Genomic DNA, 15,392 nt, shown 5'->3' with positions numbered 1-15,392 from the left:
CGACCCATGTTCGCTCGACGGCTTTGCTTGGGTGGGGCCGAGCCTTGGGGAAGCCCGGTGCCAAGAGGGATAAGCTATTGACGAAAACACGCAACAAAGACCGCGAATTAAGCTAACTGCTCAACCTTACCGCGACGAATTCAGTGCGCGTGGCACCGTACAAACACGGGAATTTTGCTAGCAGAGGCCGATCCGTGTGCGCTGATATCCACGGTCGATAATGTCCTGCCACCATTTGCGGTGATCGCAGAACCAGCGAACCGTCCTGGCAAGCCCACTCTCGAAGCTCTCTTCAGGGTACCAGCCGAGCTCGCGCTCGATCTTGCTCGCGTCCATCGCATAGCGTCGATCGTGGCCGGGACGATCGGTGACGAAACTGATCAAACTGCGCCGCGCGCCGTCATATCCTGGCGCAATTTCATCGAGGATGTCGCAGATGAGCTCGACCACCTCCAGGTTCGTTCGTTCGCTACGGCCGCCGATATTGTAGGTATCACCGGCCTTGCCACGTGCCAGCGCCAGCGTCAGCGCCTTGGCGTGATCCTCAACAAAAAGCCAGTCGCGGACATTCAGGCCGTCGCCATAGACCGGCAGGGGCTCGCCTGCGAGACCACCGATGATCATGTGCGGAATCAGCTTCTCCGGAAATTGATAGGGACCGTAATTGTTCGAGCAGTTCGTCACCAGCGTGGGAAGCTCGTAGGTTTCCCGCCAAGCCCTCACGAGATGATCCGACGACGCCTTGCTCGCGGAGTAGGGCGAGTGCGGCGCGTAAGCCGTCGTCTCGGTGAACAGGCCCTCAGGGCCGAGCGAGCCGAACACCTCGTCGGTCGAGACATGCAGGAAACGAAATTGCGAGCGATTCTGCGCCGTGAGGGTGCGCCAATAGCGCAGCGTTTCTTGAAGTAGCGTGCAGGTGCCCACCACGTTGGTCTGGATGAATTCGGCGGGCCTTTCGATCGAGCGGTCGACATGGCTTTCCGCGGCCAGATTCATCACGGCGTCGGGTTGATACTTGTCAAACAACTCACGCAGGCCGTCGCCTTCGCAGATGCACTGTTCTTCGAATGCGTAACGCGGATGACCCGCGGCTCCCGGAAGCGAATCGAGGTTGGCGGCGTAGGTCAGCTTGTCAATGTTGACGACGTGCGCGGCGGTCTCTCCCAACAGGTGACGGATCACGGCCGAACCGATGAAACCCGCCCCGCCAGTCACGAAGATGGTGAGACCATTAAAGCGCATGCAGTCCCCTGCTCCGGAGCTGCCCGCCTAGCGCCTGAATGAGCGGTAAGCTGACAGCAAATATTCGCCATAGCTGCTCCTAGCATTCTTCTGCGCCAGCTTCTCGAAAGCATCAAGAGAGGCATAGCTATTCCGCAACGCGAGATTTCTTCTGGGCAGGCGATGCTGGGCCAGGCGGCTTGTCGAAGACGGGCAAGAGCTGATTCGACACGAGGGCCGCTACCAGCCGCGAGCCGGTTCCACCTGCGAGGATGATGCCCTTCACAAGCCCTCGAAACGCCGAACTGCTTCGCCTTTGATACTGGATGGCTGGACGCGCGCAAGCTGGTTCTTGAATCAGGGTTCGCGTCTCTGCAGCACCGACCCCGGTTCGTCATCACTGCGTTCAGGCTCGCTGTCGTGGATGTGCGGTCTGGTGCCAAGCCCAGGCCGTTCGAATGATCGTGGGCAGGTCGGAATGGCGTGGCTCGAAGCCCAGAACTTCGCGAGCCGCAGAGGGATCGGCGACAAGATAAGTCGGATCGCCTGGCCGCCGTGGCTTGACGATGTGGGGGACCTCCCGTCCGGTCTCCTGCCTGATCGCGGACAGGATCTCGCGCACCGAGAAGCCTGCGCCAGTGCCGAGATTGAAGCTGCCGCCGACATGTCCTTCGAGCAGCAGCTTCAGTGCAGCGACATGCGCGGCCGCAAGATCAGTGACGTGGATATAGTCGCGAATCGCGGTGCCGTCGGGCGTGTCGTAGTCGTCGCCAAAGACGGCGAAGTCGCCGACATGTCCCTGGAGCGCCATCATGGCGCGCGGGATGAGATGTGTCTCGTTGTCGCGCAGCTCGCCAATGCCGCCCGCAGGATCAGCTCCGCTGGCATTGAAGTAGCGCAGGCAGAACGCGCCGAAGCCATAGGCCAAACGATAGTCGGCGAGCATGCGCTCGATCATCCATTTCGAGGCGCCGTACGGATTGATCGGTGCGCAGGCGAAATTCTCCGGCAGCGCCTTGCTATCGGCATTGCCGTAGACTGCTCCGGTAGAAGAGAAAACGATACGATGGCAGCCGGCATTGCGCATGGCCCTGAGCAGCGACAGGGTGCCCTGAACGTTGTTGATGTAGTACTTCTGCGGATCGGCGACGGACTCGCCGACCAGACTTGCCGCCGCAAAATGCATCACCGCGCAAACTTCGTGTTGGGTGAAGACGCGCGTGAGCGTCGCCTCGTCGAGCAGATCGCCAGTCACAAGCGGTCCCGACACGAAACGGCGATGGCCGGTGGAGAGGTTGTCGTAGACGACGGGCTGATAACCGGCAGCAACGAGCGCGCGGCAGGCGTGCGAGCCGATGTAGCCGGCGCCTCCTGTGACGAGGACAGTCGGTCGGTTGGTCATTTCGTCTCCGCGGCTGGCAGGGGAAGAACTATTTGAATCAGGCTATTGATAGAGTGCGCGGACCGGGGTGGTCAAATCGGTCCTGTCCATTGGCCCTAATCTTCGCGGATTTGATGGCGCATGAGCATCGTTCCAGTCTAATGACGTCGAATGGATAACCGGCTAGATTGATTGCATGTACCGGGGCATGGACTGCGACCGATGACGCAAGGACGAACTCATCGTGGCATGATCGTGCTGGTTCTGGCGACGTTCGCCGTCGGTGGAGAGTGTTTCGCGGGCGATAAGCCCGCATCGGCGGAAGCATCAACGCCTGGCGCATCCACGTCGGCGGATACGGCCGACGCCCAGAGTGCTCCGTCGCCTGACAGCCTGATGTCTCGTGAGGATTGGAAGCGCCGCATCTTTGAGGCGCGCAAGCGGACAGATCGGGCGCGATTGGACTGGAAGCTGCAGGCGCCGTCGCGGGCGGCGATCCCGCCTGATCCGCCTGAAAAAATCGCGACACAGCGCGTGCTGAACGACGATACGCTTCGGCCGGGGGATGTCGTGTCAACACATAGAGGGCTCTTCGTCTTTCGCGGCAGGTCTGGTGGGGACGGCGAGACGCCTGAATTCGTCCCGATTGCGCCGCGCTAGACACGCACACAACCTCTCTTATCGACTTGTCTGCAGTGAGATCGCGGCAATCGTGCGCATCGAATTGGTTCCCGTGACAAGTCAGATTGAACATCAAATTTAATTGTGTTCGCGCCGCGGATTGCTGTCATCTCCGAAAATCACGTTGCATTCGCCATGCGAGACAACTTGCGTCACGAGATCGTCGAATTCGTTCTGCTATTTCTTGCGCAAACAACAACGCGAAGATCGACATGCTGCAGAGAGCTCTAATGACATTGCCGCTTGCAAAGATCAGAGAGCGGGCATTCGAAGGCGCATTTTTCAGCGTGACGCTGGTTGCGATGGCAGGCTGGATCTATTTCATCACACTGTTGCTGGTGAAATTGTTCTTCTGGTTCCTCGGTTGATGAGAATCGAAGTTCACTTCGCGAGCAGAATGCTGCCCAAAAATTCTCGGGCATGGCAAGAATTTCAGCGCTGTCCATCATGATGTCGTCACATGTGGACGATGAGAATGACGCGAATGAACAGGGCATCCGGGGAGATCGAAACGTTCCGCAAATGGAAAGACTGCGATGGCGCCCGTCCTGATTCTGCTCTCGATCTTCTTCGCTGGTTTTGGCCTCGGCTACGCAACGCGCGCGTGGCGGTCTCACAAACGCCATGAGCGCCAGCGGCTTTACGCTCCCTATGGACCTTCCCGCCCTCGGCCGGCTACGCCCTTGGCCAGCACTCGACGTGCATTTTGAATGATTACAACCTAAGCCAAAGGAGGCGTGAGTGCGATGAACATCGGGAGTAACCATGTCTGGTTAGGTTAAGCCGTATCCACCGTTGTTCGGTCGGCGCTCGATGGCTAGGTTGCGCACGAATTTTGCAGGTATTTCATTGCCATTCGTGTTGCATTTGATTGGGGTCTTATTTGATGATCTGGCTGATTGCGCTAACCGTGCCGCTAGTGGGGGCTCCCCTTTTCCTTAGGGTCTATGGTCGACGTCTTGATGCGTTGACCGGTCCCTGGATCGCAAAGGAGGGGACGCGCGATGATTAGAGTGAGAGACAATGCCCCACGCCGATATTTCGTTGATGAGGTGGGGCGCCGCGTCTTGATCGGCTTGACGCATGAGGAGACGTTTGAATTCGAGCGGCTGGACGGGCAGGCGGCTCAGCATCGGGAGGGCAGGCAGGTCTCGTATGATGGAAATGGCCAGTGGATGGCTGACGGCGACGAGCGCTGGCTGGAACTCTATGCCAAGCACGAAGGTGCCTGGAAAGCCTGGATGGCGCAAAGACGAGCGGATCGGGGCGAAAGCTTTAGCCTTTTTTAACCATGCCGGACCCATCTTCTGGTCTGGCGCTTCAAACCGGAAAACGCGCGCATGTTCCAGCTGTTCTTGCGGGCTCGTACCCACAATTTCCTGAGAGATCGCCTCACCGGCGAGCAGGTGTTCCGCGCGCGTTCACCGGAGCGGGACGCCGAGACCGACCGGACGCGTATCGAAGCCATCATGGATGCCATCGAGAACGCCGTGCAGGCGGCCGAACGCGAGCAGGAGGGTCTGAACCGACGCGTTGAGGATGTGCTGGCGCGCGCCGCGGTGACCTTTGGAAACGGCGATGATGAATATCTGGAGCGTGAGGCCCTGGACACTCATCATCAAGATTTATTCGACAGGGAGATCCAAAACGGCCAACGCAGGCTAAGAGAGCTCTCTTCGTCGATTGCGCATTTCAAGTTCTTGAAGGCGGCGATGTTGAGCCGGTTTCCCGAGTACAGGCAGTCGATCAGCAGCAACTAGGCATCGGTAGGCGAGCTGCGGCGGTACACGCCTATGATGCGTCAGTTGTGTGGATGCCTTCCTTGCGTTCGGTCGAAGCTTACTATCGCGCGCTCGTCCAGCGGGTATCGGGCGATCTTCACCTGACCTCAGGAGATGAACCGATGACGGCGTCCCGTTTGTTGAGATTTTTTGAGCTGCGCCAAGCGTAGGGACACCGACCGTTCAGAGCGCTGCAATTTAGCAGCGATCAACCGCGGCGGATCTCCCGCAGCATCGAGCTTGAGCAATTCCGCTTTTTGGTCTTCGGTCCAACGCGTACTCTTGTTGCGGGCCATTGGCGCCGCCTTCGGCAGATTTCGTGCAACAGACTAAACCCATGCGGTGCACGAAGTTCCGCTCGCGCTCAGTCGCGCACGCGCAAAATGACCCAATAGGATGTGGCCGGCGAAAGTGATGCCATACCCACGGCGAATGCGCGGGAAAGAGATTGAATTGGGACTACGGCCTTTTGGTCTCTGTCCTGTTGAGGACAGGTCATCGCAGCAAAGGCTGGCTCAACCGAGCCCACGAGGGTCTGCGGCATCGAAGGCCTGTGCCGATTCCTGGATTCTCCTAACGATTCCTGGATTCTCCTAATACGTCAGGACTTGCTCCGGATAGGCCGGGTTGGCGTAGCGCACATAGGTGCGGACCGGACCGTAGTAGTAGTGCGGCTCGTCTCTCGTGCGCGGGTCAAACCCGTATGAGTAAGCCTGCTCGAGCGAATGGTGTCGGACGCGCGCTACGATCGGACAACCACAGCGCGGGCCGCAATAGGGATTGGGACCGCGATCAATGTAAGGAACGGTAGCGGCATGCCGTGTGATCGGAGGCACCGCGTAGTCGGCGGCAAATGATGGTGCCGCGGACGCCGCGGTCAGGCTCGACGCTAGCGCAAGAAAGGTGAGAGATGATCGCATGGTGTGCTCCCCAAAGTGTTTCAATCTTAGACGGTCCAATCGGGACGAGCAATACGTCCTAGCGTGCTGAGCCGGGTGAATTGCCGGCTAGCGATTTAACGCCGCCAAGAATGTGGGGGCGATAGCCTGAATCGCCTCTTCCAAGAACTTTTTGCCTCGGTTGGACGCGCGGCGATAGGCCGATACGATTGCGGCCTTCTGGTCGGGTTGACGGGTCAGCATCAGACGCACGTCCCCTTGCACCAATTCCCTTAGATCGGGGTCTGCGAGCGCGTCGAACCGCGTCGCCGTGTCCAGCCGCATCGGCATCAGCGCGGCCTCGTTTGGAGCTGTGAAATAGGCCATTCGGAGTGCTTCGACCGTTACCGGGCCACTCGGATCTCGTTGCGCCTCGAGCAACGCCAGGGCAAGCCACAGTTCTGCGTCGTAAGGGACCCTTGAAAGGGCGTTCGTGAGCTGTGATCGGGCGAGATCGTTTTCACCGCCCGGGCCGATTGCCGATTGGCCATGCCGGATCGCCTGAAAAGCCAGGTTGAGCGCCTGACTGCTCAGGACGCCGGAATCAAAGGGGGCGAGGAGGCTTACCCAAATCGGCGCCGCCGGAGAGGGCGTCAACGCTTGTTGCGGGTCGCGGGGAAATTTGGGGCGTCCGGAGGCAATCATCCCGGCGAGGGGCAATGCGAGTCCGTAGGCGCCGATGAACAGGGCGAGGCCAATCAGAAAGGCACGAATGGCGTTCGACGATTTCATTTAATTTCTCTGGCGAGCAAGTCTGACCACTCCGCTCGTGTCAAAGCGCCAGCAGGTGATCGTGCTGAATGGTCAACAGCGTCAAATTGCCCGTCGCATAGGCGCCGGTGTCGATGTTGGCTCGGTTGGAGCGGATATCTGGCTGTTGGACAGGCGTGTGCCCATGGACGATATATTTGCCGAAATTCTCATCACTCAGAAGAAACTCCTCGCGAATCCAAAGCAGGTCCTGTTCTTCCTGCTTTGCCAGCGGCACACCCGGTCGCACACCAGCGTGAACGAAAAAGAAGTCGCCGCACACGAAGCGTGGCCGAAGTCCTTGAAAGAACTTCATTTGATGCGGCGGAATGGCCTGTACCAGTTGTTGAATCAGTTCCGCCTGCTCGGCCGGGTCGGGATTGAGCGAGGGTCTCAGTCCATAAGATGTCAGCGTCTGGAGCCCGCCAAATTGCCGCCACTCGTTCAGCCGGGCGGGGTCCTCCAGGACATCGAGCAAAAACGCCTCGTGATTGCCCCTCAAGAACACAGACTCGTGCTTGAGGCCACGTTCGATCAGGAGCTCGATGGTCCGATTGGAGTCCGGACCGCGGTCAATATAGTCGCCGAGAAAGACATGAATCGCCCGCCGCGAGCCGATCGTCGTGAGGTCACGGTCGATCACGGTAAACATCTGTTGAAGAAGATCGGCGCATCCATGGACGTCGCTGATCGCATAGATGCGAAGTCCGTCCGGCAGCTTCGGCTTGCGTAGCTTGGATTTTGATCGCGACGATCTTAGCATTTACCGAAGGGCTTCCATGGCACTTTCGAATCGTAGGCCTGAATCATTGATGGCTCATGGTAAACGGAACGACAAACGCCCGTACGACTTTTGATTCTATTTGATGCGTCGAAATAGCACAGAATTTCAAGCTGTTACCGGTAGCCTCCTAGCCGATAAAGTCGTGGGGAGCAACCGATGCGTAACGTCTCGATCATGGCCGCGGGGGTAATCGCTGCGGTCGTCAGTTGGTTTCAGCCGGCGCATGCTGGCCTGTTGGGAATGCCAATGGGGCTGCAATCGGCAATTCAGCATATCAAGCTTGAGACGCCGACGTTGCCGCCGATGGCTTATACGCAGTTCTGCCTCCGCTACCGGGGCGAGTGCCGTGCGCGGCCGCTGTTTCGGGGCGGACCAGTTCGGTTGACCGAGGAACGATCGGCTGAACTAAAGGAAGTCAATCTGATGGTGAACCGGGAGATCAGCCCGGAGCGCAATGACCTTGGCCTCGCTGGCGAGCAGTGGCTGATCAACCCGGGCAGTGGCGATTGCAACGACTATGCAGTGAGCAAGCGACACGAATTGCTGGCGCGTGGATGGCCGGCGCGGGCCCTGCTATTGAGCGAGGTGGTTGTCAATTCAGGTGAACATCACCTCATCCTGCTGGTTCGCACCAGGAGCGGAGATGTGGTGCTCGACAACATGACGCAGGTCATCAAGCCGTGGTCGCGCGTTCCTTATCGCTGGGTTCGGATGCAGATGCCGAATTCCAAACTTTGGGCAACCATTGCGACCAGCCGGGTCTAATCTTGATTGGTCTAGACGCTGCTGGTTCGTCCCGCGCATTGCGAGATGCCGAGGCCGACCATGACGGCGAGAATGATCTGGACGGCGCTCGTCAGAAGACCGGGGTCGACGAAGCTTGCACATAGGGTGCAAAGCACGCCGGCAGCAGCCAGGGAAGCGAAGAAGGAATCGCGTCCCCGGCCGACGGCGCCTCGCAAATTGAAGAAGAAAAGCTGAAGGGCAAGTGCGGTGAGCGCTAGTAGTGCTGGCCGTCCCCATTCAATCGCAATCGCAACGGCGGTTGACGGCGGCATGACGGATCCGCTGCTCCCGAAATCCCGGTAGACGCGCGAAATCTCCGCAAAGCTGCCGACGCCGTTTCCGGCCCATGGGGAGCCCGACAAGGCGCGCTCGGCAATTGCGAACGATTCATCCGTTGGGGATTCGGAGAGCCTCAACAGGTCCGTCGAGGCGGCAGGCCGGGCGAGCCCCGCTCCGGTTGCGGCGATCAGGATGACCGCGAGAATCGTCGCCGGCCAGGGACGAAGTCCCAGACGGCGCACCGCTGTGACAAATAGCATCTGCGCAAGTCCGAGCCCGGCCAGGCCGAGAAGCTGCCTCCGGCCAAGTGCTACAATCGCTGCAACCGAAACCGCAATGCCACAAACGCCAAGCAGTATCTGCAACAGACGCGGAGCGGGAACAGGGAAGATCGCTTCGGAATGATTGAGATGTCGTTCGACCGCCATGACGATGATGGCTCCGTTGGCCAAAGTCGCGAGCAACGCGGTCAACGCGATCATGCTGCTGCTTGAACCATCATACGGGCCGATGCCTGCGACCGGGGTGGCTCGTTCCACCAAAAAGGCGAGTGCAACGAGCGTCGCGGCCGCCGTCAAGACCAGCAGGATTAGCTCGGCCCGGCGCCGGTCTTTGGTCACAAGCACGGTGGACACGATCACCGTCAGGACGGCCAGATACCAAACCAGGCTGTGCAACGTGGCACCGGGATTGACGCTGATGTGCCCGGACAGCGAGGGCGCATTCAACGCGATTGCCGCGCTGGACCAGATGGGGTTTGCTAGCGACGAGGCGGGTGAGGGGATGATCTGCACGATCATCCAGATGATCGGAATAAGAATCGCCAAGGCGAACCGTTTCAGGGTCTGCCTGGCCAAAGCGACCTCGGGCGAGGACGCAAGCATGGCAGCAAATGCCAATGTGAGAACGATCAGGGGGAGAATCGCAAACTGCACGTAACCGTCATTGGCAATGACGGCTGCCGGAGCCGTGGCCAACAGTGCGACCAGCAAGTAAGAGGCGATGGACACGGGGGACTATTTGATGCGCGGGGTTGCCGACCAGAAGCGTGATCTGGGGGCAAGTATCGCATGTGAATTGCGCGACGCCAAACGCTATTGGACCGCTGGAAGGCGCCCACTCCGTTGAGTCAGGATATTAGATTGCCAAGGGCGCCAGTCAGGCGAGCTATCGCCGTTGATCGAGGGATGCCCTCTTGTAGAGGAGCGCTACGGAAGCCTTGCGCGGAGATCCAGGCCGCGCAAATCGCGCAAGCAGCGTGCCCTGCGCCACAAGACCAAACGCGTAACCAAACTGCGGTGCGAACCCGACCAAAAGGCCATAGCCGAGGGCGGCCGCGATGCTCGCGCCGAAACTGAGCTCGATCGCGACGGTAACAATCGCTGAGAGCAGGCAGAACGGCACCAGAATCCAGACGCGAAAGGCCCAAGCCAGGACCGCACCAACAAGAAACAAGAATATGGCCGCCGGGATCATAAATGTGTCTCCGGCGTCCACCCTTTCACCCAAATTCCTAAGGAACCGTCAAGCGCGCCCTGTGCTGCCTTGAAGGGTTAACGAACGGCACAGTTCGTGGTTAGCGCTTTCATCGCTGCGGCAAGCCCCAGAATGGGTATTACGCCGCGTATCGCGCCGGGTTTGGCTTCGATCTCAACGGAAAGTTGGGGCGAATTCTGCCAATCATGGGCCGCGAGTTCCGATGCAGATTGTGGCAGCAACAAGGCTTCGCCGGCCTGAACGGCGGTTACTTCAAATTCGCTTCGACTGCTATTCGTACTCAGCACCACCTTGGGACGGTCACCACGCGACCTGCGTTCCAGAGTCACCAGAATGACTTCGATGCCTTTTTGGCCACATTGAAGGTTCAGACCGGCAAGGCTCAAGTCTGACTTCGAGGAATCTGCCACATGCATGACCGAGACAGCGTCGGGTCCTCCGGATGGGTTTTTGGTGCGAACCAGCTGCCATCCCCCCTCGAGCGCGGTAATACGGCTGGCGCTGGTGAGCTGCTCGGAGGTCTGTCGGTCGCATTGTCGTTGCTGAGCCGCGCTCGCGCCCGAGGTGCACCCTTGGAGCGGGGGATTTGCGAGCGGGGGATTTGCCGGCTCGGACTGGACAGTGCCTGCCAGTGACAGCATGAGCAGTGGAAAGAGACTCAAGCTTTTCATGGGTCGCAGTTGGGCCCAAATGGAATGCCAGACAAGCCTTGACGAATTGCTCAATGGTTTGGCAGTAGTGAATACGATCATAATAAATTTATTCATTGCAGTACACATATTTATTGCAATGCAGCATTTTTGATGGTTCTCTGAGTTAGGCTTCGATTTACCGTCGACGCATTGTGGAGGTGATTTTGATCCCTCAAAATCCAATTCCGGCCGTCCCCGCTGAACATGCGGCAGGAGGTCAGTTGGAGTCGGACCTGCGGATCGTCGCAAAGCGGTCCGGGCCTCGCATTAGGATTCCATATTTTGCCCTCCAGCACGTGCTGGCGTCTGTCGACGCGGTGGTGATCATGCTTGCCAGTGTGTTCGGCGGAGGGCTGTACCAGATCGTTGCCTACGGCGATCTCAATCACGTCGAGCCGGTCCTCGGCGCCGGTCCAGTGGCGGCCTTGCTCTACGTTCTCCTCGGGCACTCGACCGGATTCTACGACCTGCGCGAGGCGCTGGCGAAAAAGAGAAGGGATGTCGGACGCATCTTCGCGCAATGGTCCTTGGTCGGTTTGTTGCTGGCGCTGCTTGCGTTCCTCATGAAGAGCGGTGCCTCGTTCTCCCGCGGTTCGGTGATCTGTTTTGGCGGCCTGGCGCTTGTGCTGCTTGTGATGTGCCGTCGCTTGGCGAAGCGACTGGTGTCTGCGGCGGTCGCTGAAGGGCAAGTCCAGGGTCGGCGCGCGATCTTGTTGGGCACGCGCGAGGAGTTGGCTTCGCTCGGGGCAGAGGAGCTATTGGAGCAGTATGGCCTGAGCGAGGTGGAACGCGTTACTTTTTCAAGCCAGAGCAATGGCGGCTTCGCCATGACGGCCGATGAATCGTCCTCGCTTGAGCGAGCCCTTACGGTTGCTCGTGACTGGGGTGTCGACGAGATCGTGCTCGCGCTGCCGTGGAGCGATACCCGCAAGGTCGAGCTCGTGCGCGACGGCCTGAGGATTTCGCCGCTTCCGGTGCAATTGTTGCCGGACCGTCGCATTCGTTCGGTGGCGGGGAATCCGTCGTATCGCCTGCAGAACTCGCTGTCGGTGGAGATTCAGCGCGGGCCGTTGACGCGTACGGAGCAAGCGTCGAAGCGGATACTCGATCTTGTCGGAGCCTCGCTCGGTCTGTTCTTGCTGGCGCCGCTGATGTTGATGAGCGCACTCGCGATCAAGCTCGATTCACCAGGGCCCGTGCTGTTCCGGCAGCGACGCAATGGCTTTAATGTGAAGCAATTTTCGATCTTTAAGTTCAGAACAATGACCGTCATGGAAGACGGTGCGACCGTCGTGCAGGCTCAGCGCTTCGACCCGCGGGTCACCAAAGTCGGACGGATTCTTCGTCGCACGAGTATTGACGAGGTGCCGCAGCTGGTGAACGTGTTGCGGGGAGAAATGTCCTTGGTTGGCCCGCGGCCACATGCGCTCGCGCATGACAGCCACTTCGGCCAACTGTTATCGGACTATGCATTCCGGCATCACGTCAAGCCCGGCATTACAGGCTGGGCCCAAGTCAAGGGATACCGGGGCGAGACCGCACGCGTCGAACAGATGAAGGGGCGGGTGGATCGCGATCTCTGGTACATCAACAATTGGAGCCTTGGGCTCGACCTGAAAATACTCCTGCTCACCTGCCTCGAACTTGTGCGGCGCAATAACGCCTATTAACCGGCCTTTGCACAACACACGACCAGCCCTGTAGCCGCATTGCAACAACCGCTAGGTTATCACGGTTCCGGCGGCGTTTTCTACGCTCCGTTCATTGACTCATTTTGGGAATTCGCCGAGGTTGACGAGGAATTTAATGGGGACGTGGGTGGTGGTGAGACGGGGTTTCCTGTTCGTAAGCGTGCTCTTGGCTGTGGCGCTAAGCTCGGCTGGATGCTCAATTATGCCGATGTCGGGTCCTGAGGATCACGTCATCAAGAGCGAGCACACGGTGAATGGCCCGGAATACGGGCTGGTAAAGCTCACGCCCCAAGTCGTCGATATCGTAAGGGAATACGGTCCCGGTGCCATCGCCGGCTCGTTCCCGGATAATCGACCGCCGCCATCAATCAAGTTCGGTATTGGTGACGTGGTCGCAGTTTCGATCTTCGAGGCGGCCGCAGGCGGTTTGTTCATCCCGGCCGAGGCCGGTGTCCGACCGGGTAACTTTGTTTCGTTGCCCAATCAAAACGTGGATTCGGCGGGCTTCATCACGGTCCCTTACGCGGGTGCGATCAAGGCTGACGGGCGCACGCCGAGCGAAATTCAGCAGGACATCGTCAAGGCGATCGGCAATCGCGCTATCGAACCGCAGGTCGTGGTTTCGCTGATCACCCAGAATACCTCGCTCATCAGCGTCCTTGGCGAGGTCAATTCACCCACCCGTTTGACCGCCAATGCGGCCGGTGAGCGGATCCTGGACGTGATCTCCCGCGCCGGCGGTCCGAAGGGCCAAGGCTGGGAGACATGGGTGACACTTGAGCGAAAAGGAAAGCGGGCGACCGTTCCGTTCGGTGCTCTCGTCTACCAGCCGGCCAATAACGTGTGGGTGCATCCGGGGGATACGATCTACGTCTATCGTGAACCGCAGATCTTCCTGGCCTTTGGTGCGTCAGGCGCGCAGGGTCAGTTCCCATTCGATATGTGGAAAATCAATATGGCGCAGGCTATGGCCAAGGCGGGCGGCCTGCTCGATGCCCAAGCTGAGCCTAGCGGTGTCTATGTGTACCGACGCGAGCCGCGGGAGCTCGCAGAGCGGCTGGGCGTCGATTGCTCTAAGTATGTGGGGCCCACGGTGCCGATCGTCTACAACGCGGATTTCAGAGATCCGGCCGCCTACTTCCTCGCGACCAAGTTTGACATGCGGGACAAGGATGTCTTGTTCGCGGCCAATGCAGCCACGGTCGATACTGCCAAATTCCTGCAGTTCGTTCGTGTCGTGATCGCAACCGCCAACGATACGATCGTGACCGCGAACAACGCGCAGATCCTCAAGATCAACCTGCGGCAATAGTAAACTCCTCGCCACGTACCGTGTACGTGGCGATTTGGCCGGATGCAGGATCACCCTTTCGCGCCGCCAGCTGATCCACAGAACCGCGAATTCAGCGCTGCGGATCACAATCTACGGCAATAGGGGCGGCCGGTCCGCGCGACAGCGCGGAGCCAGCTATTCCCAGGGTACCGAGGTGTAACGTTGCTTCGAGGTACAGGACCGCAACTTTGCTCAATGCTTGTTCGGTGTACCGGCCGCCGCTTCCAGCCGGCGAATATCTAGGCGCGTAACGACCACATGCGCACGCGAGGCTCCATCGAAGCTCGCGAAATAGAATCGTCCTTCAGGATCCCATGCATCGTATCCTGTATGCGCATTCAGGTTCTTAAGCGATGGGTCCAGGTCGGCAAAATTACACAGGATTTTGGTGGTTGCTGCATGCAGGTCAAACGCAAATAAAGCGCCTGCTTTGCCGTCTGATTGAAAACTTGTGCCGAGGTAAGCCGTATTTCCATCAGGCGAGACATTGAACAACCAAATATAGGCTCGTTCTTGAAGGTCGAGTTGCCCAAGGTACGACCAGGACGGACCATCTTCGTCGAACCTATAAATGTGACCTTTGTCGTCCGAGAAGAAGCATCGCTTTTTGTCGTCCAGGCATTGCCCCATCTCGAGAGCCTGCGCGATCTGAAGGGGCCAATCCTTGCGCTCGCCGAAACCCGTTTCGGGGTCGTAGTAGAAGATGTGTGCGAAAACTGAAGGGCTGTCCGGAACGCTTGCCGTGAAATAAAGACGGCCTCGGCTATCTACCCACATGACGCGACCGGTATAGACGAAATGCTGATCATAGGTAGCCGGCCTGCCCAAACGGGTCGTCCGGCCGCTGGACACGTTGTAGCGGAATATCTCGCCGGTGGGCACGCCTGCTGCATAAATCAGATTTCGCTGAGGATCAGAAGCAAGCGTTACAACGTTGCCGTGGTCGACGGCTGTGCCAGCAGGTTCTGATGCGCTCAGATCGTCAAATCTCTTCTGCGCCGGATCATATGCGTACCAATGAAAGCCTCGTTCGTTGAGGTACCCGTCGTCGAGAGTTGAGCGGTTCATGGTGGCAACATAAATTTTGCCGTTGTGCCAGAGTGGGCGCGTGTGGAATTTTTGCGCCGTCTCGCCGGGCTGCCAATTATTGGCCGCTTCCGATGCGGAATGGGCATCACCCACAAGCCGCAGCGATCCCGTTTGCCAGTCGAGCTGGTAAAGGGCCGAGTTCGTCTGGTGATCCATCCCGCCCACGTAAATGTCGCCGTTCGGTGACGAGCCGGTCGCGTGCCAGCTCTGAGTGGGGCGCAGTCCGTTCGGCGTGTCAGGCAACGTCCAGAGCCAAACGCCGTCGAGTGCGCCTCGCCGCCCCGTATTTGCGGTTGTGTCGGATACGGAGGACGTTTGCCCGTAACCAGGAGAAATGAAGCTGAATAGGACGGCCGCGATGAGTGATATCAAAGATAGCTTACCCATCGGAACTCCCGCTGCATTTTGTTACCTCAAGGCGCATAGCTTTGCGCAAGCAAGCTCTTGCGATTGGCGTTTACCATCCGGCGTCTTCCCGACGAGATGGAA

Annotated in this window: 17 protein-coding genes and 1 pseudogene; 7 read left to right on the top strand and 11 right to left on the bottom strand. The window is 58.9% G+C overall.

The features are described from left to right. Positions 1-177: 177 nt before the first annotated feature. From rfbB to galE, 3 genes and pseudogenes are all read right to left on the bottom strand, one after another. Entirely contained in the window at positions 178-1,242 is a 1,065-nt protein-coding gene (gene rfbB, locus ACV1FX_RS03375) for a dTDP-glucose 4,6-dehydratase (protein WP_473116126.1), read from the bottom strand. A gap of 175 nt (positions 1,243-1,417) precedes the next feature. Beyond that, positions 1,418-1,507: pseudogene (locus tag ACV1FX_RS03370) on the bottom strand (glucose-1-phosphate thymidylyltransferase); the annotation flags it as partial. Positions 1,508-1,627: 120 nt separating this feature from the next. Then, positions 1,628-2,623 (bottom strand): UDP-glucose 4-epimerase GalE, encoded by a 996-nt coding sequence (gene galE / locus ACV1FX_RS03365; protein WP_473116125.1) that lies wholly within the window; start codon positions 2,621-2,623, stop codon positions 1,628-1,630. A 228-nt stretch (positions 2,624-2,851) separates the two neighbouring features. Here galE and ACV1FX_RS03360 point away from each other — a divergent pair, with 228 nt between their 5' ends. The 4 genes from ACV1FX_RS03360 to ACV1FX_RS03345 all read left to right on the top strand — a co-directional run bounded on the left by ACV1FX_RS03360 (position 2,852) and on the right by ACV1FX_RS03345 (position 5,043). Then, positions 2,852-3,262, top strand: coding sequence for a hypothetical protein (locus ACV1FX_RS03360; protein WP_473116124.1), 411 nt, complete (start codon positions 2,852-2,854; stop codon positions 3,260-3,262). A gap of 251 nt (positions 3,263-3,513) precedes the next feature. Beyond that, the gene (locus ACV1FX_RS03355) at positions 3,514-3,651 is read left to right on the top strand and encodes a hypothetical protein (protein ID WP_473116123.1); all 138 of its coding nucleotides are present in this window, start codon (positions 3,514-3,516) and stop codon (positions 3,649-3,651) included. A 699-nt stretch (positions 3,652-4,350) separates the two neighbouring features. Further along, positions 4,351-4,572 (top strand): hypothetical protein, encoded by a 222-nt coding sequence (locus ACV1FX_RS03350; protein ID WP_473116122.1) that lies wholly within the window; start codon positions 4,351-4,353, stop codon positions 4,570-4,572. A 51-nt stretch (positions 4,573-4,623) separates the two neighbouring features. Next, complete coding sequence (locus ACV1FX_RS03345) at positions 4,624-5,043, top strand: hypothetical protein (RefSeq protein ID WP_473116121.1); 420 nt, start codon at positions 4,624-4,626, stop codon at positions 5,041-5,043. A 128-nt stretch (positions 5,044-5,171) separates the two neighbouring features. On the opposite strand, the gene ACV1FX_RS03340 is transcribed toward ACV1FX_RS03345, so the two are convergent. From ACV1FX_RS03340 to ACV1FX_RS03325, 4 genes are all read right to left on the bottom strand, one after another. Beyond that, positions 5,172-5,360: a hypothetical protein gene (locus ACV1FX_RS03340; RefSeq protein ID WP_473116120.1), complete on the bottom strand. Its 189-nt coding sequence runs from the start codon at positions 5,358-5,360 to the stop codon at positions 5,172-5,174. A gap of 297 nt (positions 5,361-5,657) precedes the next feature. Continuing rightward, complete coding sequence (locus tag ACV1FX_RS03335) at positions 5,658-5,984, bottom strand: hypothetical protein (RefSeq protein ID WP_473116119.1); 327 nt, start codon at positions 5,982-5,984, stop codon at positions 5,658-5,660. Between the two features lie 87 nt (positions 5,985-6,071). Beyond that, complete coding sequence (locus tag ACV1FX_RS03330; RefSeq protein WP_473116118.1) at positions 6,072-6,734, bottom strand: hypothetical protein; 663 nt, start codon at positions 6,732-6,734, stop codon at positions 6,072-6,074. Between the two features lie 40 nt (positions 6,735-6,774). After that, complete coding sequence (locus ACV1FX_RS03325; protein WP_473116117.1) at positions 6,775-7,515, bottom strand: metallophosphoesterase family protein; 741 nt, start codon at positions 7,513-7,515, stop codon at positions 6,775-6,777. 177 nt (positions 7,516-7,692) lie between these two features. Here ACV1FX_RS03325 and ACV1FX_RS03320 point away from each other — a divergent pair, with 177 nt between their 5' ends. Next, positions 7,693-8,301, top strand: coding sequence for a transglutaminase-like cysteine peptidase (locus tag ACV1FX_RS03320; protein ID WP_473116116.1), 609 nt, complete (start codon positions 7,693-7,695; stop codon positions 8,299-8,301). 11 nt (positions 8,302-8,312) lie between these two features. On the opposite strand, the gene ACV1FX_RS03315 is transcribed toward ACV1FX_RS03320, so the two are convergent. From ACV1FX_RS03315 to ACV1FX_RS03305, 3 genes are all read right to left on the bottom strand, one after another. Then, positions 8,313-9,611: a hypothetical protein gene (locus ACV1FX_RS03315; RefSeq protein ID WP_473116115.1), complete on the bottom strand. Its 1,299-nt coding sequence runs from the start codon at positions 9,609-9,611 to the stop codon at positions 8,313-8,315. 157 nt (positions 9,612-9,768) lie between these two features. Next, the gene (locus ACV1FX_RS03310) at positions 9,769-10,098 is read right to left on the bottom strand and encodes a hypothetical protein (RefSeq protein WP_473116114.1); all 330 of its coding nucleotides are present in this window, start codon (positions 10,096-10,098) and stop codon (positions 9,769-9,771) included. Positions 10,099-10,154: 56 nt separating this feature from the next. Next, positions 10,155-10,865 carry a hypothetical protein gene (locus ACV1FX_RS03305; RefSeq protein WP_473116113.1) on the bottom strand — a complete coding sequence of 237 codons (711 nt, stop codon included), beginning with the start codon at positions 10,863-10,865 and terminating at the stop codon, positions 10,155-10,157. A gap of 146 nt (positions 10,866-11,011) precedes the next feature. On the opposite strand from ACV1FX_RS03305, the gene ACV1FX_RS03300 reads away from it, so the two are divergent. Together ACV1FX_RS03300 and ACV1FX_RS03295 are read left to right on the top strand one after the other, a co-directional pair. Next, positions 11,012-12,460 carry an undecaprenyl-phosphate glucose phosphotransferase gene (locus tag ACV1FX_RS03300; RefSeq protein WP_473116112.1) on the top strand — a complete coding sequence of 483 codons (1,449 nt, stop codon included), beginning with the start codon at positions 11,012-11,014 and terminating at the stop codon, positions 12,458-12,460. A 223-nt stretch (positions 12,461-12,683) separates the two neighbouring features. Next, the gene (locus ACV1FX_RS03295) at positions 12,684-13,793 is read left to right on the top strand and encodes a polysaccharide biosynthesis/export family protein (RefSeq protein WP_473116111.1); all 1,110 of its coding nucleotides are present in this window, start codon (positions 12,684-12,686) and stop codon (positions 13,791-13,793) included. Positions 13,794-14,006: 213 nt separating this feature from the next. Here the strand turns inward: ACV1FX_RS03295 and ACV1FX_RS03290 are convergent, their stop codons facing one another. Next, the gene (locus tag ACV1FX_RS03290; RefSeq protein WP_473116110.1) at positions 14,007-15,290 is read right to left on the bottom strand and encodes an SMP-30/gluconolactonase/LRE family protein; all 1,284 of its coding nucleotides are present in this window, start codon (positions 15,288-15,290) and stop codon (positions 14,007-14,009) included. Positions 15,291-15,392 lie beyond the last annotated feature (102 nt).

The sequence above is a fragment of the Bradyrhizobium ingae genome (genome assembly GCF_055791185.1).
The sequence above is the reverse complement of the archived record's forward strand: the minus strand, read 5'-3'. Positions and strand labels throughout refer to the sequence as shown.

What these genes read in the sequence shown, in the direction of transcription:
- rfbB (WP_473116126.1), bottom strand. Translation starts at nt 1,242, where the DNA reads ATGCGCTTTAATGGTCTCACCATCTTCGTGACTGGCGGGGCGGGTTTC.
- galE (WP_473116125.1), bottom strand. Translation starts at nt 2,623, where the DNA reads ATGACCAACCGACCGACTGTCCTCGTCACAGGAGGCGCCGGCTACATC.
- ACV1FX_RS03360 (WP_473116124.1), top strand. Translation starts at nt 2,852, where the DNA reads ATGATCGTGCTGGTTCTGGCGACGTTCGCCGTCGGTGGAGAGTGTTTC.
- ACV1FX_RS03355 (WP_473116123.1), top strand. Translation starts at nt 3,514, where the DNA reads ATGACATTGCCGCTTGCAAAGATCAGAGAGCGGGCATTCGAAGGCGCA.
- ACV1FX_RS03345 (WP_473116121.1), top strand. Translation starts at nt 4,624, where the DNA reads ATGTTCCAGCTGTTCTTGCGGGCTCGTACCCACAATTTCCTGAGAGAT.
- ACV1FX_RS03340 (WP_473116120.1), bottom strand. Translation starts at nt 5,360, where the DNA reads ATGGCCCGCAACAAGAGTACGCGTTGGACCGAAGACCAAAAAGCGGAA.
- ACV1FX_RS03335 (WP_473116119.1), bottom strand. Translation starts at nt 5,984, where the DNA reads ATGCGATCATCTCTCACCTTTCTTGCGCTAGCGTCGAGCCTGACCGCG.
- ACV1FX_RS03330 (WP_473116118.1), bottom strand. Translation starts at nt 6,734, where the DNA reads ATGAAATCGTCGAACGCCATTCGTGCCTTTCTGATTGGCCTCGCCCTG.
- ACV1FX_RS03325 (WP_473116117.1), bottom strand. Translation starts at nt 7,515, where the DNA reads ATGCTAAGATCGTCGCGATCAAAATCCAAGCTACGCAAGCCGAAGCTG.
- ACV1FX_RS03320 (WP_473116116.1), top strand. Translation starts at nt 7,693, where the DNA reads ATGCGTAACGTCTCGATCATGGCCGCGGGGGTAATCGCTGCGGTCGTC.
- ACV1FX_RS03305 (WP_473116113.1), bottom strand. Translation starts at nt 10,865, where the DNA reads ATGAATAAATTTATTATGATCGTATTCACTACTGCCAAACCATTGAGC.
- ACV1FX_RS03295 (WP_473116111.1), top strand. Translation starts at nt 12,684, where the DNA reads ATGCCGATGTCGGGTCCTGAGGATCACGTCATCAAGAGCGAGCACACG.
- ACV1FX_RS03290 (WP_473116110.1), bottom strand. Translation starts at nt 15,290, where the DNA reads ATGGGTAAGCTATCTTTGATATCACTCATCGCGGCCGTCCTATTCAGC.